The sequence below is a fragment of the Coprococcus eutactus genome, from assembly GCF_025149915.1.
GTDB classification, from domain to species: Bacteria; Bacillota; Clostridia; order Lachnospirales; family Lachnospiraceae; genus Coprococcus; species Coprococcus eutactus.
On record NZ_CP102278.1, the window covers coordinates 3,048,353 to 3,072,622 of the forward strand.

15 protein-coding genes are annotated in these 24,270 nt (G+C 44.3%); 1 reads left to right on the top strand and 14 read right to left on the bottom strand.

Translation table 11 applies throughout. The features are described 5' to 3' along the window. Window positions 1–51: 51 nt before the first annotated feature. The 13 genes from NQ536_RS13500 to NQ536_RS13560 all read right to left on the bottom strand — a co-directional run bounded on the left by NQ536_RS13500 (window position 52) and on the right by NQ536_RS13560 (window position 21,254). Complete coding sequence (locus NQ536_RS13500; RefSeq protein WP_004852831.1) at window positions 52–243, bottom strand: hypothetical protein; 192 nt, start codon at window positions 241–243, stop codon at window positions 52–54. Window positions 244–438: 195 nt separating this feature from the next. Further along, a complete protein-coding gene (locus tag NQ536_RS13505) occupies window positions 439–2,091 on the bottom strand; it encodes a galactose/methyl galactoside ABC transporter permease MglC (protein ID WP_022058265.1) in 1,653 nt (550 codons plus the stop codon). A 17-nt stretch (window positions 2,092–2,108) separates the two neighbouring features. Next, window positions 2,109–3,617, bottom strand: a complete 1,509-nt coding sequence (locus tag NQ536_RS13510) for a sugar ABC transporter ATP-binding protein (protein WP_044998273.1) — start codon at window positions 3,615–3,617, stop codon at window positions 2,109–2,111. A 187-nt stretch (window positions 3,618–3,804) separates the two neighbouring features. Beyond that, complete coding sequence (locus NQ536_RS13515; RefSeq protein WP_022058043.1) at window positions 3,805–5,076, bottom strand: substrate-binding domain-containing protein; 1,272 nt, start codon at window positions 5,074–5,076, stop codon at window positions 3,805–3,807. 349 nt (window positions 5,077–5,425) lie between these two features. Beyond that, window positions 5,426–6,037: a zinc-ribbon domain-containing protein gene (locus NQ536_RS13520; protein ID WP_004852824.1), complete on the bottom strand. Its 612-nt coding sequence runs from the start codon at window positions 6,035–6,037 to the stop codon at window positions 5,426–5,428. Window positions 6,038–6,096: 59 nt separating this feature from the next. Next, window positions 6,097–6,888 carry a TraX family protein gene (locus NQ536_RS13525; protein ID WP_004852822.1) on the bottom strand — a complete coding sequence of 264 codons (792 nt, stop codon included), beginning with the start codon at window positions 6,886–6,888 and terminating at the stop codon, window positions 6,097–6,099. A 47-nt stretch (window positions 6,889–6,935) separates the two neighbouring features. After that, window positions 6,936–8,489 (bottom strand): DUF975 family protein, encoded by a 1,554-nt coding sequence (locus tag NQ536_RS13530; RefSeq protein WP_004852820.1) that lies wholly within the window; start codon window positions 8,487–8,489, stop codon window positions 6,936–6,938. Window positions 8,490–8,601: 112 nt separating this feature from the next. After that, window positions 8,602–13,128 (bottom strand): coiled-coil domain-containing protein, encoded by a 4,527-nt coding sequence (locus tag NQ536_RS13535; protein WP_227909612.1) that lies wholly within the window; start codon window positions 13,126–13,128, stop codon window positions 8,602–8,604. Further along, entirely contained in the window at window positions 13,070–13,789 is a 720-nt protein-coding gene (locus NQ536_RS13540) for a DUF6063 family protein (protein ID WP_004852816.1), read from the bottom strand. Before NQ536_RS13540 ends, NQ536_RS13535 begins: the two co-directional genes overlap by 59 nt. Window positions 13,790–13,989: 200 nt before the next feature. Further along, window positions 13,990–15,618, bottom strand: coding sequence for a hypothetical protein (locus NQ536_RS13545; protein WP_004852814.1), 1,629 nt, complete (start codon window positions 15,616–15,618; stop codon window positions 13,990–13,992). A 142-nt stretch (window positions 15,619–15,760) separates the two neighbouring features. After that, window positions 15,761–16,894: a rhomboid family intramembrane serine protease gene (locus tag NQ536_RS13550; protein ID WP_004852813.1), complete on the bottom strand. Its 1,134-nt coding sequence runs from the start codon at window positions 16,892–16,894 to the stop codon at window positions 15,761–15,763. A 58-nt stretch (window positions 16,895–16,952) separates the two neighbouring features. After that, the gene (locus NQ536_RS13555; protein ID WP_004852811.1) at window positions 16,953–18,008 is read right to left on the bottom strand and encodes an iron-containing alcohol dehydrogenase family protein; all 1,056 of its coding nucleotides are present in this window, start codon (window positions 18,006–18,008) and stop codon (window positions 16,953–16,955) included. Window positions 18,009–18,602: 594 nt separating this feature from the next. Next, window positions 18,603–21,254, bottom strand: a complete 2,652-nt coding sequence (locus NQ536_RS13560; RefSeq protein WP_044998271.1) for an ABC transporter ATP-binding protein/permease — start codon at window positions 21,252–21,254, stop codon at window positions 18,603–18,605. 419 nt (window positions 21,255–21,673) lie between these two features. Here NQ536_RS13560 and fba point away from each other — a divergent pair, with 419 nt between their 5' ends. Continuing rightward, a complete protein-coding gene (gene fba / locus NQ536_RS13565) occupies window positions 21,674–22,543 on the top strand; it encodes a class II fructose-1,6-bisphosphate aldolase (protein WP_022058049.1) in 870 nt (289 codons plus the stop codon). 641 nt (window positions 22,544–23,184) lie between these two features. On the opposite strand, the gene NQ536_RS13570 is transcribed toward fba, so the two are convergent. Further along, the gene (locus tag NQ536_RS13570) at window positions 23,185–24,267 is read right to left on the bottom strand and encodes a CvpA family protein (protein ID WP_004852802.1); all 1,083 of its coding nucleotides are present in this window, start codon (window positions 24,265–24,267) and stop codon (window positions 23,185–23,187) included. Window positions 24,268–24,270: the final 3 nt, after the last annotated feature.

Here is a 24,270-nt window from a genome sequence, read left to right on the forward strand (position 1 = left end):
TTTCCAGCAGTGTAATTATATCAAATACCGCAAAGAATATCTGTACTTTTATTATTTTTTCATTATTTCTTCATCTATACCGTTAGGGAAATTTCTCACCTGCCCGTGACTCGAAACCTTGCCTGTTTCCAGCTGAGGATCCAGCTTGTTTACGGCTGAACATCTTGCCCTCCCGTAATCTGGAATATTTTCCCTATCTCCAGCAAAATAGCTGCTGTAGGATAAAATTGTAACTCCCCCCACATATAGCCCTTACAGGAAAATAGAGCGAAGGAAGCGGAACACTCGCCCAAGATTTTACAATATATAAATATCTCCTCAGGCCAGCCTTCTGTGCATGCGGGTCCCTCCTTATGAAAAAAGCCGCTCAATCCATCCTGTAGACGATCCGAGCGGCTTTTTATATAAAGGTTTTGTGAGAGTTAAATTTGTTGTTCCTTACTTCTTCTGTACATACTTGAGACAGTCAAGAGTTACAGCGGCAAGGATGATGATACCTTCGAATATGAACTGAAGGTTTGTATCAATACCAAGAATGGTAAGTGAGTAGGTAAGTGATGTGAAGATAAGAACACCAGTTACAACACCGGAGATCTTACCGATACCACCTGTGAATGAAACACCACCAACAACGCAGGCTGCTATGGCGTCCATATCCCAGCCCTGTCCATAAGCTGCACTACCTGAACCAACCATTCTGTTACACTCAAGCCATGATCCGAATCCGTAAAGGATACCGGCAAGGATGAATGCGCCAAGTGTTACCTTGAAAACTGATATACCTGAAACTGCTGCTGCCTCCGGGTTTCCACCTACAGCGTACAGATTCTTACCAAATGTAGTCTTGTTCCAGATGAACCATACTACTACGATTGCAACTACTGCCCAAATGATAATAGTTGGGAAACTTCCTATTGTTGGGATGAACATATTTGGTATTGCTGAATCAATAGCACCAAATGAAACACCCTTTGTCGCATATGTTACAAGTCCGAAGATGATCAGCATGTTCGCCATTGTTGAAATGAACGGATGCATCTTGTACTTCGCCATGAAGAAACCTGCAATACTTGAAAATACTGTTGTGAGGATAATACATGCAACAAGTGCAAATAATGCTTTTCCTACAACCGGCATACTTGAGAAATCAAATATGTGTCCGAACACACCACCTGTATTTGCACCATTGTGCATGATAATGGTAGCTGTAACCATACCCATACCAACCATACGTCCAATCGAAAGATCGGTACCAGTCAGGAGGATAAGTCCCGCAACTCCGAGTGCCAGGAACATTCTAGGTGATGCCTGCTGAAGTATGTTCAGTATATTGGTAACTGTGAGGAGCTGTGTGTTCTTCACAATTGGAGTGATGATACAAAGTGCAATGAATATCAACACGATTACTATATACAGACCGTTCTTGTAAAGGAACTGTGTTGTGTTGAATGTGTACTTGTAATTCTCAAATTTCTGTGCTCTGCTCTGCATGAATGTGTACTTGGACATTCTAAGGAGATCTATCAGATGATACTTGTGTGAAAATGCATCATGCTTTCTGTCCTTAATCTCCTGAAGTCTTGACTCATGTGTCATCTGTGCATCAAAGAGCTTGTTCTTGTATACATATTTCTCGTCCTTGATCTCTTCCGGATCAGAGAGCTTTGCAAGTGTCTGCTCATGCTCTGTCTTGAGTGTTGCCTTTACTCTCTCATATGACTCATTTTCTGCTGCCTTCTCAGTCTCGCAGCTTGCCACTACCTTGCTGTAGTACTCGCTGTCATAATGCTCCTTAAGGTATCCCTCTGCGTCAGCGATAAGCTTTGCAACCTTATCCTTGTTGGCTGCCTCAACTGCCTTTGCCTTCTCCAGGGCTGCCTTATCCTTTGCGATTATGCTATCCTTTTCTTCCTTTGATAAATTCTTATCTTCCTTTGCGATAGCTATATGGTTCTTCAAACTACGAACCTTGTCAGATCCATCAACTCGAAGTTCATCGATCTGAGCCTGTATCTTTCCAACATATTCATCAATCGGCTTAAGGAGTTTTTCCTCTGCATCAGCCGAAAGGATCATATTTTTATCTGCCATATCCATGCTCCTCTCTATTACAAATATTTAGCACTAAGTCTTAACAATTCTTCCTGATTAGTCTCCTTGGTATTTACAATTCCGGCAAGGTGTCCATTTGACATAACACCTATACGGTTTGTGATACCCAGGATTTCCGGCATCTCAGAGGAGACAACTATGATAGTCTTGCCCTGCTTTGCCATGTTGATTATAAGTTCATATATTTCATACTTAGCTCCTACATCGATACCTCTTGTAGGATCATCCATCATGAATACATTTGGTGAACGCTCAAGCCATTTTCCAAAGATAACCTTCTGCTGGTTACCACCGGACAGGTTGGCGATCATATCGTCAGGTCCCATACACTTGGTGTGCATGACCTTGATCTCCTCAGCTGTGGCACGAACCATGCTGTCATGTGACAGTGCCACGCCGCTCTTGTAGTGGTTCATATTTGCAATGGTGGTATTGAAGGTGATATCTGCCTTGAGGAAGAGACCATTTGCCTTTCTCTCCTCAGTGATGAGGGCAAATCCGTGATCCATAGCATCCTTTGGACCAGTGAAGTTCATGATCTTGCCACCATACATTACATTTCCTGCTGCTCTTGTACGAATACCAAATATAGTTTCCAGGAGCTCTGTACGGCCTGCGCCAACCAGACCATAGAGGCCGAATATCTCGCCCTTCTTCACATCAAATGTGATGTTCTGGAGCTTCGGTGCATACTTTGTGGAGAGTCCCTGTACTGAGAGGATCGTCTCACCCGGCGTATTGTCGACCGGTGGGAATCTGTTATCAAGTGAACGACCAACCATGGCTGATATAAGCTCGTTCATGTTGGTGTCCTTGCTGTCCTTTGTCATGACCAGACTACCGTCTCGGAGAACTGATATCTGATCACAGATCTCGAATATCTCATCCATCTTATGTGAGATGTAGATCAGGGAAATTCCCTGCTCCTTGAGCTGTCTCATCATCTTGAAAAGCTTTGCAACCTCTGGTGCTGTCAGCGATGATGTAGGCTCATCAAGTACGATTACCTTGGAATTGTACGAAATAGCCTTTGCGATCTCACACATCTGTCTCTTGGAAACTGACATCCTCTTCATCGGCTGTGTAAGATTGACCGTTATACCCAGCTTTCTGAACAAGTCTGAAGCTTCCTTCTTCATACGGCCCTCGTCGATGACTCCAAGAGAGTTCTTTGGATAACGTCCAAGGAACAGGTTGTCAACAACGCTTCTCTCAAGGCACTGATTTAATTCCTGATGAACCATCGCAACTCCATTCTCGAGTGCATCCTTAGGGCCAGAGAAATTTACTTCTTTTCCATCTAATATTATTGTTCCTTCGTCCTTCTGATAGGTTCCGAAGAGACACTTCATCATTGTCGATTTACCGGCACCATTCTCACCCATAAGTCCCATGATCGAACCAGGTTTAACATTCAAATTAATATGGTTAAGGACCTTGTTTCTGCCGAATGATTTGCTCATGCCTTGAATCGATAAGATGTATTTATTCTTATCTTCTGCCATATCTCTACTTCCTTTCATTGAACACCAGCCCATTAAAAGTCGCCTTCGGCGAGGGCTGATGCTACATATCAAGTTTTCATAGAAAACTTGATACATACTCTTAGTAAAAGAAGGGTATCAAATGTTTAGTCTGACACCCCTCTGAGTTAAATCATTTCCTATTGATCAATCATCCAGGTAACTTATATTACTTAGAGAGAATTGATGTGTATGATGCTGCATTGTCTGTCTTAACCATGTTGATTGCAAATGCATCGTACTCGCCTGGGTTACCAAGACGGTTTGTGATGTTAGACTCTGTCTGACCATCACCACCGATGTAATCTACATTCAGGTTAAGAAGGTCATCATAGTTCTGAAGAAGTGGCTGGTATGTTGAGCTCAGGAAGTTATCTGAAGCGTTGTAGATATCAAGCCATACCTTCTTGCTTGGGCTCTTGCTTGAGTCAAGCTGCTTTGAAACCTTGTCATAAACCTTTGTTGAATCTGTGAAATCCTGATAGTTATCTGCTGTTACTGCCACATTCAGCGCGTAGTATGATCTCTCGTCTGCGCTGTATCTGTAATCAACACCTTCCTCAAGCTGATTTCCAGCCTCATCAGCTGTACCGATACCAGTATCAACATCTACACCATCAAGTGCGTTACGGAGAACTCTCAGTGTCAGGTAAGCCTGAACATCTGCATGCTGTGAAATTGTTCCACCGTAGCCCTCTGCGATTGCTGCAACTGCATCGCTGTTAGCGTCGTATCCAAATGTAGGAACCTTTGCGTCCTTTGCCCAAGCATTGAACATTGACATTCCCATACCATCGTTATTTGAAACAACTACATCGATCTGATCACCAAATGAAGCTGTCCATGTTCCTATTGCATTACCAGCTGTAGCTGCATCCCATGTAGCTCCTGCTGAGTTCTTCATCTCCTGTGATGCAAGCTCTCTGATCGTATATGTCTTGCCATCAACATCAAGCTTAGCATCCTGTACTACTGTTGCCTTACCATCTACATTTGTTCCGGCTGGTGTTGAATCAACTGCTCCGCTTGCATCAACGCCTGTGCCAAGTGCTGAACGAACACCTCTTGTACGTGCGATTGAATCATTGTGTCCGATATCACCGATTGCAAGTACATATCCGATGACTCCATCGCCGTTACGATCGATCGTTGCTGCGTTTGCCTTGATGTAATCAAGAACCATCTGGCCCTGGAGCTCAGCACCCTGATTAGCATCAAATCCTACATAATATGTGTCCTTGTTGTAGTTAAGGGCATCTTTGTCAAGCTCTCCTGTTGAGCTATTAGATGGCTGACGGTTGAACCAGCAAAGTGGCTTGTCCTTGTTGGCTACTCCACTGCTTGAGCTTCCGCCACTTGAGCTTCCGCCTGATCCACATCCTACCATTGATAAAGCAAGTGTTGCAGCTGCTGCTACAGCTAAAATTCTTCTTTTTCTCATATTACATTCCCTCCTGTGTTTTGGCTTTGTGTGTTTTATTTTTTCGTCTTGCCTCATTGACTGTATTCATTATAATTTGACAGGAGTTTTGAAAGAATAGAATATTTTTGGATTAATTAGCAAAATTTTGCGATTTATCAAAATTTTTATAGATATTTTTACTAATAGCGGTTAGTTAATAGTTATATGTCAGGTGTATTTTTTGCTTAACACGGGTAAAATTGCATATTGAGTTGAGCAATTTTGACTTATTCTACATTTTTAGAATGGCGTTGGTGGCAGCTTCTGTAACGAAAAGAGCGGGTATCCAGCTCACACCCGCTCTTTTCCAATTAGACAATATAACAATTTACATGTTCACATTCATATAGCTTCCACAATAAGGACATTTGCTGGAATATCCAGTCGCTGCACGGAAACTCGAACCACAATTCGGGCATCTGACCGCCACAAGTCTCAGCTTATCCGGTGCCACCGGCTTGTTGTCCATGAGCTCTTCCTCACCTGGAAGCCTCTCATCCCTTACTGAATCCGGATCATAGCCGTATTTGCCATTGTACTCAAATATATCTATCGTCAGACCTATTGGGTACATGCCGGCCCCCCTTGTAAATCCCGTTGGTATTATAGCCTCCCGCTCAACATGGTAGCTGTCAAAGTAATGCACGATCGTGTCCATCATATATGTATTGTTCACCTTAACAGAAGTATTCTCTGTGTATCCATATATCTTTGCAGGATACTTCGCTCCTTTTTTTACTATCATCTTCTTGTTGTGGACCAATATCGCCACCACTATATCCATTCCCCCACCGATCAGTAAGAAACTTCCCGGAAGGCTCAGCATGGCCAGGGGGAATTTTCCCGGCTCCGCTACAATCGCAAATATAATTCCCACGAAAACACCGACAGCAAGGAATATACTGCCAACCAAAACCACTATCTTATGAGCCGCATTCATACTATTTCTTCCTTTCTCAAATATCTGCAAAAACCACCGATTCTCTGCTCATACCATGTCTACATCACCATCTGCCAGATTATGTACAATACAAGCAAGTGCCCCGGATAAAAAGCATAACAGAAGTATTTAAACCACTTCTTATGATATCCCAGTTTTCCATTGTATAGCCATATCACCGGCAATGCGATGAGCGCAAACGCCTGCTGCGGGAACTCAAAGCTATGTCCCGCTATACTAAACGTATAACAATATCCGCTAAGCAGCTGTGCATTGATGTAATACATACACACGAGCTGTGCTATCAATTTCCATGGTTCCTTGCCCCGGAACAGATAGAACATTATAACCATGACAACTCCCGCTCCATAGAAATCAACCATGGTGATCGTTCCTATCACATATCCCACAAGAGTCACAACAATCGCAACCGGGATCCACAGCCATACCTTGCCTGTTTTTCTTACCTTGTCTATCAATGCTATCAGAAGTAATCCTATGAGAAATGTCCAAAGTACATTCTGATGAAACAGATACAAGACGCTGTCTCCGGACACAAGATCAAACGGAACTTCAGATATCACCGCAAATATCAGCATTCTGCACAGATATCTACGGAAATTACTGGTGTGATAAAACCCCTCAACTATCATGAAGGCAAATATCGGAAATGCTATTCTTCCTATGCATGTAAGTATATCCAAATATGGAAACAATGTTGCCCACATATGATCACTGAGCATACATGTCATCGCAATGATATGCAGCATACAGGAGCTGAATACTCCTGCTTTTATATTCCAGGACTGTTTCCCCGGATCAATCATTTTACCATTCTGTATATCCGTCATATTGGTTCCTCCTTTTTATATGACTTCGTCATATTGGTTCCTTCTCTTTATAAGGTGCCGCCAACTCCTTCGCCCTTGTTAAATCCGAAGATGGCACAGCATATCAGATCTATGATAAACAATGCCGACAATGTTATACATATGATGTTCTGCACTTTTTTGCTCTTGGAATTCAGAAATTCACTGAGCTTCGGTGCCGCTATATACACTCCAAACAGACTTCCCATGCCAAACGCAAGAAGCCCCACCAGACATATTCTTCCATTTACATTAAGGAACTCGTTCTTGTAGTCCCAATACTGTGAGTTAAAGAAGAAATCCAGTACCCAGCTTGCTATGAATTCTATGATTCCACATACCACCATCGCCATAGCGAACAGCTTCACCTTATCTGCCTTGAAACGGTCAAGCAAGAATATGATAGCAACGCCGCCGACTCCGTACACAGGCAGCCACGGTCCATACATTGTTCCGCGGTTTACAAGTATGTGATCCATAACTATATAGAGTACGACCTCCCAAAGCCATCCTATAAAACAGAACACAAAGAAGAAGAAAATGAAGTCCCTGAGACTATATTCACTCTTCACCTTCATTCCCTCAGGAACCTCGACCGCGACATCCTGGAGAATATAGGCCGGTTTAGTCCATACCTCAGCAACTCCCGCGTCTCCTGCCGACTGATAAGCAGCCTCGATAGCCTTTTTGTTATACGGTGCAGCATTGAATGCTGCCTCAACAAAATTTTCCACACCTATATTCTGTCTGAACCAGAAGTACATCTCCACATCAAGCTCCATCTGGAATGGCACTGCTACCAGAAGGCCTGCAACCGGTATAGCCTTGATCAACCACACATGGATGCATGACAGATCCGTCAGGAACATTTTCCACTTATAGCCTCTGGTCATCTCCCTTGACATGTTCTTCGCATCTCTCCACTTGAGCATTGGATTTTCGGCCAGGAGATATGGAACCATCCTATACTGGTAATACTTGTACACACCACCGACTATCGTGAGCCACCAGAGCGTCATAGCAACATTGTAACAGAACATGACCCACATAAGTCTTAGCACATAGTGCCTATGGAAAGGCGCAAACATTCGGTTGACGGACACCTTGTCACTGTATCTGCACTCCATGGCATAACGGCATTTGCCCACTATCGCCGCACTCTGTATAAAGAAATGGACAACAGCCATGATAAGAGCAGATATCAGGAGCATCACTATGACCTCGCCGGGATTTCTCTTCACATATGCCGTGTTGGCGCCTAAAAGCTTGATGATCCAAGTCTGTTTCACCGTCACCGAGTCTATCACCCTGGCTACTGTCTCAGCTTGTTTCTCCGACATATGCTCAATCATCGGCATATTCTTTACATACTCCTTGAGTATGGTCACATTGTCAGCCTCATGCTCGGTCTCCTGTCCAAGCACCTGATCTATTCCCTTCACGAATTTTGTCTGGGAAGAATCATCTACCCCAAGATAAGAGAAAATAAAACACACAGCGACCATAGCCATCCAAGCCATAAGTCCACGTTTAAATACCGTGTTCCACGCTCCCTTTCTAAGCTGTTTCCTGTTCCAAATCATTATAATACATTCTCCCTTATAGAATTTTAAATGTTATCATCTTACGTCTATATCTCACATTTTTAATGTCACATCACACAGGCAAACTGCGAAACTCATAACCTGAATCCCCCTAGATGAAGTCGAAGGTTGCCTGCTCATAGGAAAGTTCCTGATATTCCAGCTCCTCCTGATCTGTCTTGCTTGTGTAGTCCACAACGACTGTCTGCTGCTTTCCGCCCACCATCTGCTGTCCCAGGATATAGTTCACGTCAAAGCGTCCGGTGATGGCCGGTGTCGCGCCACGGGCAGGTACGATGAGCTGCACATGATTAGCTGCCAGCATGGCAAATATAGGCTCCCAAATATATATATCTTTTGCAGCACCAAATGGGTTATCGATAAATATAGTCTTGGACTGTATCGACTCCTCAGGTGCCAGACTGTACATTCCGGCAATGTAGTTGATGACAGCAACCAGAAACTGAATGTAGATTCCCTGAGACTGTCCCGTACTTCCAACAGCCTCCTCATATCTGAGATAACGGCTCTGTTCCTTTATTCTCTCCCTCTTGTAGAGGTTAAGCTTTATGGCGTTCATATCTGTGACCATGACGCCGAACAGCTTCTTGAGTCCGAGGCAGTCACGGATGTACTTGATCCTCTTTCTCTCATCCTCGTAGGCATCCGCGCCTTTCACTATGTCATCTATATAATCAGACATTCTCTGCTTTACAAATTCATCCTTCACATAAGGTATGGTGAGATCGACCATCTTGATCACATCATCGCCCACCGTGATGCGTGACAGCTTTGGAAGCTTCTCAAGCTCAGTCTTGACATCCATACATCTCTGTACACACTGATTCTCGAAGTTCTCCTTTATGGCAACCATATCCTCAATGCCCTTCTCGACGCGCTCCTTCTCTAGCTTGATGAACTCAATAATCTGAAGAAGATTTGCCAGAAGTTCCTTTGCCTGACTGTAGGTATCCGGAACCTGCACATCCTGTCTGATCGTATTGGCCATCTCGAATACACCCATCTCCACTAGTGTATCCGCCGTCTGTCCCTTGAATCTCATGATTTCATTCTTTGCGCGGTCAAGAGCCTTCATGCTCCTGTCGTACTTCATAAGACTTGTCTCAAATAACTGTCTGAGGGTATCCATGTCTTCATCCAGTACATTTCCACCGGACACATCTATGTCATTTGTATCGACTATTCTCTTTACATCCTTGTACAGATCCACCATGAAACCATACTGCTTATAGTAATCGCTGTACGCCTTCTCAGCTTCTTTGAATATGCGGTTCATATCCGCAAGCACCGCATCTCCATTGGCTATGGCTGTATCTGCATCGGCTGCAGATATCTCCTCACGTACATAGCTGCCATCGCCGTATGTGCGGTTGATGTTCTCTATCGCATACTCTATGCTTCCCTCAAGCTTGCTATACGCCTTCTGGTCAGCCTTCTGCTGCTGCATCAGCGACGCCTCTATCAACGTGAGCCTTGCCAGCTCATCGTCCATCTCCCTGAGATTGTCCTCAGACGTCGGATAGAGCTCTCCTGCCCCGGCAAATACTGCCATGTCAAAGCCTCTCTTCTCTATGGTCTTCTGTATTCTGTCCATTGACTTCTTCAGCGCATCCATGAGCTTCTTCTTGTCCTCAAGATCCGGCGCATGCTCCTTTGAAACCGCCAGCATAGCCATAAATTCCTGTTCAAGCCGTTCATCTGAAATGTCCAAGGTCTCCTTGTATTCCTCTGGTATTCCGTCCTGCCATGCCGCAGCAGCCACGCCTGCACCATCTGTATTTTCAGCAACTCCCACATTCTCAGACTTCGGCAGATACGGTTCGAAATACTCCGTCCACTTGTACTGGATATCCTCTATATTCCTTGTAAGCCCCGCAAGCTTTGCCTCAGTCTCTCCAACCGTCGTCGACCACTTCAGCACATCGCTCTGAAGTCCTAACAGCTTTGCCACAAGGTCAGATTTCCTCTGCTTATACTCGGCAAGTCTCTGCTCCTCCGGTCTTGCAAGATCCGACAGCTGCTCTATCATGACAAATGTCTGTCTTCTGTCAGATTCCTTCTGCTGACTCTGCTGCAGGTCTCCATATCTCTCGGTGTTATTCTTAAGCTCCGTCTCTGTAACCTTGATCGATGTCTTAAGCTCCTCAAGCTCATCCTTCTTATCGAGCAGTGCCTGGTTCAGCTCTCTCTCCCTGTCCTCGGCACCTGTATATCTCGCATCCACAAGCCTTGTGACAAATGCAAGATCCTCCTGATAAGTCGCAAGCTTCTCATTTATCAGACTGATCTCCTCCGTGAGACCTGCTATCTTATCAGCATTTGCCTTTCTGGCATCCTCTATGGAGTCCTTAGACATGAAATATTTCCTGTCTCTTCCTATGATAAGCATGTTCTCGGCGGGAACTATCGCTGAGTCTGAAAGCTTATCCATATCGTACACCATTACACATTCGCTGCCGGTGTCTATCGAACCGAGATTTATATCGTCCTCCAGACTATCAAATCCCTTTGTCACAACACTGTACGGTAGGTATGGATTTGCCTGAAGCAGCTCCTCCTTTGTATCACCCGGGAGTGCCGACAGATAATCCGCACCATGCATGGCCATGAGCCCATGTCTGGTGGAGATGTAGTTTATCACAGTCTCAGCACCCTCCGACGGCGGAAATGGTCTGCCATCCTCATAGCATTTCGCAAGCTTTGTCAGTCTGTCGATCTCCTGCTGACGCTTTATCGTCTCTGTTATGGTACCCCTTATCCTGTCATTTATAACACCTGTTATATCCTGTAGATTCTCCACAGAGTATACTGCCATGATGCTGTCGAGCTGGCTTCCCGACTGCCTGTACGCCTCGGCGTCAAGCCTTGCATCCTCGCAGCTTCTCTCCAGCGCATCATACTCGGCCTGCACAGTCGTCAGTCTGTATCTGTCATCGTACAGCTTTGTCCTGCCATCTGCTATGGCTATCTCCAACTCTGTCATCTCAGCAAGTATCCTGTCAGACTCCTCCTGAGCCTTGTTCATCATATCCTTCACATCACCCACTACGAGCAGGTTGACCGATGCAGCCAGCTCACTTATGCGGGCACTTATCTCATCAATCTTGGCTGTGGCATCAGCGATATTGTTCTCCGCCACCGCCTGGGCGATCTCGCCCTCCCTCATGACCTTTCTGCAGTACTCCGCCTCCTCAAGTGCATGGTCATAGCTGGTCTGGGCCTCTTCCCTTGCCGCCATGAGCTCTGCAAGCTTCTTCTCATCACGGATGCGTCTGTTGTATGCATACACCGCCATCTTCTCACTGGATGATCCGATGTTATTTCTTATATTGTCGACTATCAGTCTGTTCTCATCGTACTGTCGCTTGTTCTCCCTGTATACAAGGTAGTCATTTACACTCTCCTTGTAGCCGATCTGGTTTTTCAGCTCCGCAAGCTTCTTCTCGTTGTCCTCTATCTGCGTGGCAGTGTCATCCATCTTGCGGTTCATGTCCTCAAGACGCAGATAATCCCTGGTGACCCTGAGATTTGCCAGACGCTTGTTCTGCTGTTCCATCTGCTCCCCGGCGTCAGCCTTTGCCTTCGCCAGCTCCTCCATATGTGTGTCGCCCTCCTGTGTACACGCCCTTCCTGTGGCATATACATCGGCCAGGCCCTTACATATCCTGTCGTTGTCCTCGTAGAGACCTATACATGAGTTCACCTTGCCCTCGAGCACATTTATCAATTCTATCTGGTGGTCATAGTTGGCTATGTCACGCTTTCTCTGTGCCAGAACGTTCAGCTTGTCCTTGATGTCGAGAAGAGTCTCTGCCATGGTGTCTTCCTCACCGTTTCGTCCTGTCTTTGTGGCAAATGCCTTCTCTATGATCTCCTCTATGAGCAGATCCTCCACGACCTTCCTTGTGGTCCTGTAATTTGTCTCAAAATACGTTCTTACGTGCCCCTCTGTCTTGTTGATTCCACGTATGATCTCCCAGTGGCTCTCATGGAGACCATAGCCGCTTATAAATCTCTGGTACTCGCCCTTCTTGTCAAATACCCTGACCTCCAGACTCATATCCCTGTGTCCGAGATCCTTGAGATACGTCTTTAAACCATTGAATGTGATCCTCTCATTGCCCTCCGACAAAGGAAGATTCACTATGTCATTCTTGTTATATTCCCTGTAGAAAATGCAGTAATTAAAATACTCTATGGATGCAGTGTCCTTCTGTACCTCCCCGGCATCCGCCGTATCCTTTGCCTTTCTGGCACAGAATCCGGTGGTCATGTATCTGTAGCCTTCCTTTATATCCGCCTCGTCAAGCTTCCACTCGATCAGCGAATGGATGACTGTGTTGCCGCCGCCCGCACGGAAAAGCTTCTCCACAGGCTGCTTCTCATCCAGAGTACAGTTCGGTATCAGGTTCTGAAGGAGCAGAAGCATGAGAATACTCTTTCCTCCTCCATTTGCCAGATCATACAGCGTGTTCTTGCCATACATTCTCATGGTGAAGTCATCGTACTGCTGTGTACCAAAGTTATATTTTACATTGTTGACCCTTATCCTGTTGATACTAGGCATCCTCTTCTTCACCTCCAAGCAACTGATACAGCCGTCCTCTGTATTCCTCAAAATAGTTCTCCGACAAAGCCTTCATCCTGTCTGTCGGATAGTACCTGTCCGCATTCTCCACAAATAACCGCTGGGCCGACATGAAGTTGAACACCAGCTTCACATAACCCGCCCGGGATGCCTTGGACGCCCTGGCGCTGTCGCCCTCCTGATTGCCCGTCACCGCCGGGAGTTCATCCCACAGAAGCGCTATCGCCTTGAAGCTGTCCTGCTCCACCTCATCAGTTGACAGAACATCAAGCTTCTTCGTTATGTCCGCAAGATATTTGCTTGTCTCATCTATAATGTTCTCTGACTTCACATACTCCCTGAACTGATAGCTGGATGAATCCTTGTAAAAATAGAGAAGTGTCATATACATAATGAAGTAACACAGATAGAGCTCCTTGTTCAGACGAAGTCCCAGAAGCTTCTTCATGTCGTCATTTGTATAGCCAAATACCCGGTTGCCCTCACCGGCTGTTATATACAGGCTGTCATTGTACTCGTACAGTGACAGGTTCATCTTCTTCATCATATTCATGACAATATCGTACACCTCGGCATTGCCGTAGAACTCATCGTACAGCGGGCCATTGTCGGGATGCTTCTTACAGATCTCCTCACCTGATATTAACTTGGAATATATCTCTATCGCCTTGTCCAGATTCTTACTTTCCATCTTTTTCTCCTGTGACGCTGCTGATTTTTTGTTTTATGAGGCTGTATATGAATGTATATATAACTCGTATTCCCTCACTGAGTTATATATAATTCACATACAGCCACTCCACTCACTGAAATCAGCAGCTGTTCTTCTAAATATATATATAATTTAATTATGTTACTTCAAATCACTTAACTTTCTCCGCTCAGTTACTCTCAGCTGGTTTTGTTAAACTGAATTCCCGTAACATACATGTCCTCGCCAATCTGTATCTCTTCGTCTGGATGGAATTCCAGTGTAAATGTCATGCCTCTGAACGCATCCAGTGTGAGTTCTGGCGCGTACATCTCACGTGAGAGTCCGGAACCGCCATGCCCCATATCACCATCGGTTTGATTCTGCAAAATAGCAATACCTTTGCCTGTTTTTATCCTCTCTATGTGATCCACCAACATTCCCTCTAGCATGGTATCCGGCTTCTTCAGGATCTCATCCACACTGTACCTGTCCTTCTGCGCCAGGTGTGTGAGGAAGGAATAGTAATCCTTGTTGTCATATATCTCCTTGCCAAACTTCACCTCCAGAATTCCATTAAATTCCTTGAGACTCAGGTGTCCCCATTTGCTCAACTGGTCAAGGAGTTCGTGGAACAGTTTTGTGAAGTTGGCACTTATCTGCTCATCGAGCAGTTCATCTTCGTAACGGAAGTTCGGATCTAGCTGTTCCTTCTTCACCTTTGTTGTTTTCGCATTGTCCTCGGACTTCAGCGTGAGCATGTGATCTATGGATGTCATACTAAATGTTTTCACGATCCTCGGAGCAAAGAGAGGCGCAAGTATAGTGAGCATCTTATCCGGTCTGTCATCTTTTATAATGCTCTGAAGCTGTCCTGCAAAGTCAAATGCAGGTCTCAGCTTCTGAAGCTTTGCCTTGTGTATAATATTGTCCGATATGTTCTGAAGCTCCATGGTGCTGCTTATCAGACTTCCGTGCTTGATGATCGTCCGTTTGAGCTCAAGCTCAAGCTGGCTTATCTCCTCCATTGCTTTCATGTTTCCCTTGCCCATGTTGTCGTAGCTCGCCTTGGTGATCGCCTTGTCAACCAGTGCCTTGTTCTTGGCAAACAGCTTCTGCTCGTCAGCGAACCATTTGCCGACAGTCTTCATATAATTCTCATATTCTTCTGCGCCCTTAAACACATCTATGGACAGAAGATTCACTATCTCATCCTTCTCTCGGATAAGCCTGTTCACTTCACTATTTATCCTGCGCACGACCTCGATACCGCCACGGAAGTTCTCTCCAACGATCATTTTTTCCAGAAGAAGCTGCTGCACGTTGATCTTGCTCTCGTCCTTGATCTCCTTGGTGTCCAGATAGAATTCGATTCCATCCGCAGTAATGAAATACAGAACCTTGCCATCCACTATATGGCTGTCTATCAGCTTCACTCGTCCCGTCTTGCGCTGCTTCTTTCCCGGATCATAGAACGTGAATTCAAATGCTCTTCCATCGTTCTTGATCTTGTCAAATATATACATTATCAGGTCAGTCCTATCCTCCTCCGCAATCTCCACGTCGAAATCACGGTCGAGAAGCTGCCCCATAAATTCTTCATATTCGTCATATGACACCTCACGCTCATTGAAGCTGTTCTCCTGAATAAAAAAACGCAGAACCGCCATGGTTATATAACCCATGTCCAGCTGTGCATAGCGCCCTTCCTTATACTGCGCAAATGTGGTCTCAGCCAGAACAAAGAACGGGTAATATTTCCTTAGGTTCTGCATTCTCGCATTGTGTTCTTCGATTATGTCATTTATCATCACGTATTTAAGTGCCATATCTTCTCTATCTCTGTACTTTCCTGATTATTGTCATACAAAGTTAGTATACCATGGTACATTTACCGATACAAACTAATCTGTCACTTTTTACGGCTGTTTTTACCATACAGCCGTCTTTTTTTCAGGAATCGTACGCTGTTTATTGCTGTCCTGCCCTTTCACAGACAGCTTCCATAAAATCAGCAGCACCTCTGCTATCCTGTCCCTGATCATTTATTCCAAAATACCCCAGCTTGTAGTCATCACAATCACCAACTATCCTGAACTGGATCAGAACCGTCACCTGCGCCCCTTTATATTCTGCATTTCCATCAAACTCTACAATATCGTCTCCATCTGTTGAAATAAATGTCGACCAGTGTTCATCAGTACAAAACAGGTCAAGACCTTCTCCATATGTAGTGTCATCATTCTCAAAAACCGTCTGTTCCTTGATAAAGTCTATCCTCTTATCCGGAAGATCCGCTGCGGCCTTTCCGATGCCAGCCTCACCAATTCCTGCAATACTCAATATTACCGTCAACATTATTGCCAGCACCTTGAAGAACTTGTTCTCCCTGAATCTCTCCCATTTTCTCACATTAAGTGCAAATGCCAATATTCCACCCACAACAGCTCCGCCTATATGCGCATATATGTCAATATTTTCCTCATATGTGTATATGGCATATATCACAACAAGCACTATGGCTATGGTCATATCCCTTCTGCTTGCCTTTTTGCTTCCCATTACGGACAGAAAAACAGCTGCGCACATAACTCCAAACACTGCCCCTGAAGCGCCTATTGAAAAATGCATTCTGCTCGGATCCATTACGTGTGACAGGTTCATGGATATAAGTCCTGATACAATTCCTGAGACAAAGTATATGATGGTCATACGAAGGGAACCCAGCTTCTTTTCCACCGTCGAACCGAACATGAACAGCGCAAACATATTTCCAACCAAATGATCAAATCCCGAATGAAGAAACATTGATGAAAGAAGTCTTCCATATTCTTTATTGAGTTTGACGTACTCATAGTTGAGTCCGCCCGTCCTCGAATAGTTGTCAACACCGATGCACATGATTCCGGCTATAACATTTGCCAATATCAACGTGATCGTAACGATGGGGATCATTCTCTTCATCTGCGGCTGCTGAAATTCCCCGCCACCCATCTGCTCCGGGCGGATCACGTACGCTGTGTCCTGATCTTTATACATATAGTTACTGTCTTCATAGCTTTGACCGTCTCCTCCAAATCCATATTCGCATCTGTTATCTTCCATATAATAATACTCCCTATGTTTTTACAGTTCATCAGTATCCGTTTTCATCTTTGAATCATCAATCAAATACCCTCTTAAGCACCTCGTCCTCATAGAGTACCTTCTTGGCAAGCTCCCTGTACTTCTCCTCGTGAAGATAAGTATGTCTGTGTGGCTTGATCTGCGGTGCCATATCTATCGCCTTCGCAAAGTCCTCCCTCTTCAGGTCAAGTGTGGCTACATAATCCCAGAAACCTGTCTTCTCAAATATAGCATTTACCCTGACATATCTGTGATCCTGTACGACCGCCATTATATAGGTAGCGATTCCAACCTGTATTCCGTGAAGCTGAGGCTGCTCAAGCATCTTATCCAGAGCATGTGATATCAGATGCTCACTTCCTGATGTAGGTGTGCTTCCGCCTGCTATCTCATTTGCAACACCGCTCATGGCAAGTGAATCGAGAAGCTCTTTCAGGAACAGATCATCCTTTATCGTCTCAAATGGAGTTCTGACGAAACTGTTCACCGCCTTCTTTGCTATCATGACGGCAAAATCGTTCATCTCTGAGTAGCCAAGCTCGGACTCAAAGAGCCAGTCGTATAGCGATGTGATCTTGGAAACCATGTCGCCGATTCCTGAATAGAGGAATCTCTCCGGAGCTGATTTGATGATCTCCGTGTCCGCTATTATTCCGTATGCCATTCTGGCTGGCACCGATGTACGACGGCCATTTACCATGAGTGACGCGCTGGCGCTTGAAAATCCATCCGAAGATGCCGATGTCGGAATACTTATAAATGGAAGCTTTCTGAGGTACGCCGCATACTTTGCCACATCGATAACCTTTCCGCCGCCGATGCCCACTATCACCTGAGCCTTTGCATCTATGTCAAATGCAAGTCTTATTATGTCCTCTATATTGGTAGAATCCAGCTCTCTGTATTCCACTACAGTCACATTCTCCTCCTTGAGTGAGTCCATAACCTGCTGCCCGAACATATCAATGAGTCCGTTTCCAAAATATATAACCGCATTCTTCATCCCAGCGCCCGCTATATATTTTCCCAAATTGTTCAAGGTTCCCTTTCCTATCTTTAGTATTGTAGGTATTGCTATATGACTTCCTGCCATGATCTTCCTCCCTATTCTGCAATCTTCAGACCGGATCCTCGCAACCAGATCCCGATCTGTAACCCTTTGGCCTCCAATTCGAATAAATTAGATTCAAACATTACTTATTATAATGTATATACTAGTTATTGTGAACCGTTAACCAATTTACATACAGACGATATTTTTATACAAATCTTTATATTTCCTTTAAAGTTCTTACGCCATCTTTATATCTTTGCCAGAAATACACATTTTCTACACATCTTTTCCAAAATTAGAACACAGTTTATATGTATATTATTAAATGTAAACAGCGAGAGCGAAAGCAAGTTGTTTACAATCCCCTTTTTCATAAACGACTGCAACACCCTCCCCTCACATAATGTAGTTGCAGTCACTCCCTTTTAATACAAAAAGAAGAGGTTGCCTGAGATGGCAGCCTTTTCTTTTTGTTTTTTGTGGTCCCTGTGATGAAGGTCAACGGCAAATACGTAACGAAAAACGGATATTACACCGATATCTCTGAATGTCCACTTCATTCTCATACCGGTATAATATCCGTTTTTAATATCTATACTTCTATATTAATTATCCTCTATATCCAGTCTTTTATTACTCACTTCTAAGTGCTATAACAGGATCCTTCTTAGCTGCAAGTCTCGATGGGATAAGTCCTCCGATCAATGTCAGTATAACACTGATGATGACCAGTATCACCCCACCCTTCCAAGGAAGCGCCGATACACCGGCGACATTGATGTAACTCTCTATCACCTTACTGATCGGTATATTGATAAGTACCGTCACACCAATACCTATGAGTCCAGAGAAGAGTCCTATGATAAATGTCTCCGCATTGAACACTCTAGATATATCCTTCTTGGAAGCACCTATGCTTCGAAGAATACCTATCTCCTTAGTTCTCTCAAGAACAGAAATGTATGTGATGATTCCAATCATGATGGATGAAACTATCAATGAAATAGCCACAAATGCAATGAGTACATAGGTTATCGCGTTGATGATCTTGGTCACCGATGACAGCATGATTCCGATGTAATCAGTGTATGTGATCTCCTTGTCAGGATAATCCTCATTGTACTTGTCTATGAGCTTTGTTATCTCGTCCTTATCTGCAAATTCTGCACAGTAGAGATTGATGGATGCCGGCTTTGCAAGTTCCGCGTATCCAAGCTTTGACATATTATCTTCATAAGTGGATGTTGACTCCTGAAAGAAGCCGTAACCCTTGAGCATCTCAAAAAGCTGTTCCTTTGTCATAGATGCCATCTGTGCCTGCATGTCCTCAGTAACCTGACCTGAATCCATAAGCTGCTGCATAACAGAATCCATATCCACATCATCCGCTGTCAGTTCCTTGCCATCTGAAAATGGCATTCCTGTGAACACGTCAGTATCAGGATTATCCATCTGAGCCTTGAGTACATCTGTCTTCTCGTTCTCTGAAACTATGTAATTGGCAAGCTCCGATGTGTAACCTATATATCCCGGCTGCATAGTAGTTGCATACGCTTTATCCGAAGCCCTGATTACTGCTGACACCTTTACTTCAAGACCCCCGGCCACGGCAGACTTCAGGAAATCAGCGTCAGAACTCATATCTGTATATGTTCCATCTGCATTCTTCTTGTAAAGATCGCCTGGAAGTACAACCTTGAACTTGAGATCCAGAAGATCATCATAAGTAAACACCATCTGCTCAAGCTCCGGTGCCTCTCCGCCAGCAAGTATGGTTGAAACCATATCCTTCAGTTCCTTTGAATCCCTTAGTCCAAGAGTATACAGTGTAAAATCACTTATCTCGTTGTTTTTGTCAACAACAAGTACAACCTCGTTCTTGTTCTCCGGCCAGTGTCCTGCCAGCACATCGTACTGCTGCCTGAGCAGAGTGTCATTATCTAACATCTGTGTCCACATGTCCATTGATGATGAGCCGTAACTAAACGCCGACATGAAATCTGCCGTTGACTCCTGTGCCTCCGCCATTCCACCAAATCCCATGTCTGTCATGGTTGTGCTTGGATTTACCTGAGCAACTCCGCCATTTGCACTGTTCTCGTTGAACACATACAGTGGTGTGTCATATGTGTATGTTATATCACTTGTGTACTTTGTAAAGCCATTTGCATCGTCTTCAATATAATTCTTGAAAGACTCAAGATCGTTCTCCTTCACATCTGACACCATGGACACAAGCATGTCTCCCATGATATCTCCAGAGTAAACCTTGTCCTCGCCGGCATGATTGTGATCTGAATCTTCTTCGTTGTTTCCGACCATCTTGGAAAGAAGCTCGCTATAATCCATCGCCTTCTTAGTTATCTGCACCGGATATGTGGCAAGTGTCTCCTCCTGTACATCGTTGATGTACTTCTGGAATCCAGACGATAGCGACAATATAAGTGCTATTCCTATGATTCCTATACTTCCGGCAAATGCTGTTAAGAACGTTCGTCCCTTCTTTGTCATGAGGTTGTTCAGACTCAGCGAGAACGCTGTGAACATACTCATGGAGGTCTTCCTCGGAGCATAACTTCCGTCATCCTCCTTCGCCTCGTCCTCATCTGAAAACGGATTTGAATCGTCTATTATATTTCCATCGAGGAGCTTTACGATCCTTGTTGAGTACTGCTGTGCCAGCTCAGGATTGTGTGTAACCATGATGACCAGCTTGTCCTTGGCTATCTCCTTGAGGAGTTCCATGATCTGGACGCTTGTCTCTGTATCAAGGGCACCTGTAGGTTCATCCGCCAACAAAATATCTGGATCGTTTATGAGTGCTCTGGCGATTGCAACTCTCTGCATCTGTCCACCAGACATTTGATTTGGTTTCTTGTGGATCTGATTTCCCAGACCTACCTTCTCCAGAACTTCCTTCGCCCTCTTTCTCCTCTCTGCCTTAGATACTCCTGACAGTGTAAGCGCAAGCTCTACATTCGAGAGTACTGACTGATGCGGTATGAGGTTGTAGCTCTGGAATACGAATCCAACAGAGTTATTTCTATATGAATCCCAGTCTCTTGACTTGAAATCCTTTGTCGACTTACCATTGATAATCAGATCTCCGCTGGTATACTGATCCAATCCACCCACTATGTTCAGAAGTGTTGTCTTTCCACAACCCGACTGACCAAGTATAGACACGAACTCATTTCTTCTGAAATTTACAGATATACCCTTGAGTGCCTGAACAACTTCATCGCCCGTGTGATAATCCTTCACGATGTTCTTTAACTGAAGCATTCTTTCCTCCTTACGAAATTTATTGAGCAGACGCATGAAAAGCGCTTCGCGCGGCGTCTGCGTGCTTCGCAAGGCATCCTCCCGCTCCGCGGGATCCCTCCTTACGAAATTTATAGAGCAGACGCATGAAAGGCGCTTCGCGCGGCGTCTGCGTGGAATACATATTTTACGTTATGTTCTATATACATTACATTTTTCTACATTTGTTAATATTACTGGCAAATCATAGCATTTATTTTTTTCTATTTCAATTAAGACTGGCTATTCTTTATAAATGTTTTATTTTCCAGCGATAAGTTTAAACTAACTATATGCTGAACTTTTGGTTAAAAATTCTTTTATTTTATAATTATATGGGTTATAATCAGCGTAAGTGGGTACGTAAGTATCCAAATATAATTTTACGGAGGATTTTACAAATGTTAGTTTCAGCAACAGAAATGTTAAAGAAAGCTAAGGCTGGTCACTACGCAGTAGGACAGTTCAACATCAACAACCTTGAGTGGACAAAGGCTGTTCTCCTTACAGCACAGGAGCTTCAGTCACCTGTTATCCTTGGTGTTTCAGAGGGCGCTGGAAAGTATATGACAGGATTTGAGACAGTTGCAGCAATGGTTAAGGCTATGGATGAGTCACTTGGAATCACAGTTCCTGTAGCTCTTCACCTTGATCACGGAACATACGAAGGATGCTACAAGTGTGTTAAGGCTGGATTTACTTCAATCATGTTCGATGGTTCACACTATCCATTCGAGGAGAACCTTGCTAAGTCAACAGAGCTCGTTAACGTAGCTCATCAGCTTGGCCTCTCAATCGAGTGTGAGGTTGGTTCTATCGGTGGTGAGGAAGACGGAGTTATTGGTATGGGCGAGTGCGCTGATCCAGCGGAGTGCAAGACTATCGCTGATCTCGGCGTTGATATGCTTGCTGCTGGTATCGGTAACATCCATGGTAAGTACCCAGCTAACTGGAAGGGACTTAGCTTCGAGACACTTGATGCTATCCAGCAGAAGACAGGTGTTATGCCATTAGTTCTTCACGGTGGTACAGGTATCCCAGCTGACATGATCAAGAAGGCTATTTCACTTGGCGTTTCAAAGATCAACGTTAACACAGAGTGCCAGTTATCATTTGCAGATGCTACAAGAAAGTACATCGAGGCTGGTAAGGATCTCGAGGGCAAGGGATTTGATCCTAGAAAGCTTCTCGCTCCTGGTTTCGAGGCTATCAAGGCTACTGTTAAGGAGAAGATGGAACTCTTCGGATCAGTTGGTAAGGCTAACGACTAATCAGCTATCTTTGACAGACTAATTAACAAATGTAACGATAAACTATCCGGTACCTATCGGACAAGTATCGCTCACGTAAACTTAAAGACCCCCATCACAGCATATACAAGTCGTGGTGGGGTTCTTATTTGTTGTTTTGGACTCTGATTTCGTCTAATAAATATTTGTCATCTTTACGTCAAGTGCTTTTTATCCCAAATCAGCCTGTTTTGGTTGAATAAGGATAAAATTATCCATTTTCTCCATTTTATTGAACTGAAAGATACAAAATATCAGGGTATTATCCTAGAATGCAGTTTTGATTTGAATTTAGGATAATTTTGTAACAAATTCCTTCGAATCCCAGCGCAAATATAAAAACGCATTGTTATAAAGTGTTATTTTAGATAGTATCAAATGAGTTATAAAAAATGTATCCAAATAAAAAGGACTCAAATGCGTACTGGGTGGACAAATAATGAACACGGCAAAAGAACGAACGAAAACGGCCAACAAAAAGACAAATAAATAAAACAAGCCAAAACAAATAAATAAGGACAAAGCGTTGTTAAATGGGATTGATCCATAAACACGTTTTGTCCTTAAAAAATTCTTATATTTCATTTATGGCAAAGCCTGATATCTTCAATTCTTTTCTTCTGTTATACTGCAGATTCCGCAGTTTCTTTCTCTGACTTTGCCTTTTTCCTGCTGACTGCCCACCATACAGGCACTGATACCAGAAGAAGAATTGCTGTTACCACGCTGAACCATGCACCAAAACCGAGACCGGCATTTACTGTTTTGTCCAGCCTGCCAAGATCTATCAGCGAGAGCACAAACTCGAATATGAGTGCGCCTCCAATGATAACTGATATCACAAGATCAATTATATATGCTACAGTTTTGTTCATGAACGCACTTATTATATCTGCAACAAGCAATACTGCCACTACAATTACAGATATTACATCTATGCCAAATACTCCACTTATCGTTCTGACATCAGAATCCATATGTGCATACGGCAAAAATACTGTGATCAAAGCCATGATCATTCCAACAATATTTAACAGATTTGGTATATGTGTTGAACCCTTCTTGACATCTACAGGAACATTCTGTCTGTACTCATACCCAACATATCCCATCGGACTGTCATACGGTGTAGACTGCTGACCCGGTTGACCGTATGGTGGCTGCTGGTATGACTGCTGCCCTGCCGGACCATAGTTCTGCTGCTGTCCCGGTGCGCTGTACTGCGGTTGCTGATATGGCTGCCGCCCTGACGAACCATAATAATTCTGCGGCTGTCCCGGTGCACCATACCGAGGCTGCTGATACGGCTGCTGCCCTGACAAACCATAATTCTGCGGCTGTCCCAGCTGGCTGTACTGTGGTCTCTGCTGATATTCCTGTCCGTCTGCCTGCATCTGCTGTGCATATGAATCCTGATTCCACTGTCTCTGCTGATCATATCCTGACTGTCCGTGATACGGCTGCAGCCCTGCCGGACCATAGTTCTGCTGCTGTCCCGGTGCGCTGTACTGCGGCTGCTGCCCTGACTGGCCATAATTTTGCGGCTGACACGGCTGATCATATCCCGAACGTGCCTGTTCATTATTCAGCGTATCTTTCTGTTCCAGATTACCCTCTAATGACAATCTATCATCCTTGTGGATACCATCTACATTATTCTGTTCATCCATGTTGTCATCTACCTCCGATGTAATTATTCGACACATCCC

Bases quoted from the DNA above. Each gene is read 5' to 3' on its own strand.
- NQ536_RS13550 (WP_004852813.1), bottom strand. From the start codon at position 16,894: ATGGAAGATAACAGATGCGAATATGGATTTGGAGGAGACGGTCAAAGC.
- NQ536_RS13505 (WP_022058265.1), bottom strand. From the start codon at position 2,091: ATGGCAGATAAAAATATGATCCTTTCGGCTGATGCAGAGGAAAAACTC.
- NQ536_RS13520 (WP_004852824.1), bottom strand. From the start codon at position 6,037: ATGAATGCGGCTCATAAGATAGTGGTTTTGGTTGGCAGTATATTCCTT.
- NQ536_RS13540 (WP_004852816.1), bottom strand. From the start codon at position 13,789: ATGGAAAGTAAGAATCTGGACAAGGCGATAGAGATATATTCCAAGTTA.
- fba (WP_022058049.1), top strand. From the start codon at position 21,674: ATGTTAGTTTCAGCAACAGAAATGTTAAAGAAAGCTAAGGCTGGTCAC.
- NQ536_RS13560 (WP_044998271.1), bottom strand. From the start codon at position 21,254: ATGCTTCAGTTAAAGAACATCGTGAAGGATTATCACACGGGCGATGAA.
- NQ536_RS13515 (WP_022058043.1), bottom strand. From the start codon at position 5,076: ATGAGAAAAAGAAGAATTTTAGCTGTAGCAGCAGCTGCAACACTTGCT.
- NQ536_RS13555 (WP_004852811.1), bottom strand. From the start codon at position 18,008: ATGGCAGGAAGTCATATAGCAATACCTACAATACTAAAGATAGGAAAG.
- NQ536_RS13570 (WP_004852802.1), bottom strand. From the start codon at position 24,267: ATGTGTCGAATAATTACATCGGAGGTAGATGACAACATGGATGAACAG.
- NQ536_RS13530 (WP_004852820.1), bottom strand. From the start codon at position 8,489: ATGATTTGGAACAGGAAACAGCTTAGAAAGGGAGCGTGGAACACGGTA.
- NQ536_RS13525 (WP_004852822.1), bottom strand. From the start codon at position 6,888: ATGACGGATATACAGAATGGTAAAATGATTGATCCGGGGAAACAGTCC.
- NQ536_RS13545 (WP_004852814.1), bottom strand. From the start codon at position 15,618: ATGGCACTTAAATACGTGATGATAAATGACATAATCGAAGAACACAAT.
- NQ536_RS13510 (WP_044998273.1), bottom strand. From the start codon at position 3,617: ATGGCAGAAGATAAGAATAAATACATCTTATCGATTCAAGGCATGAGC.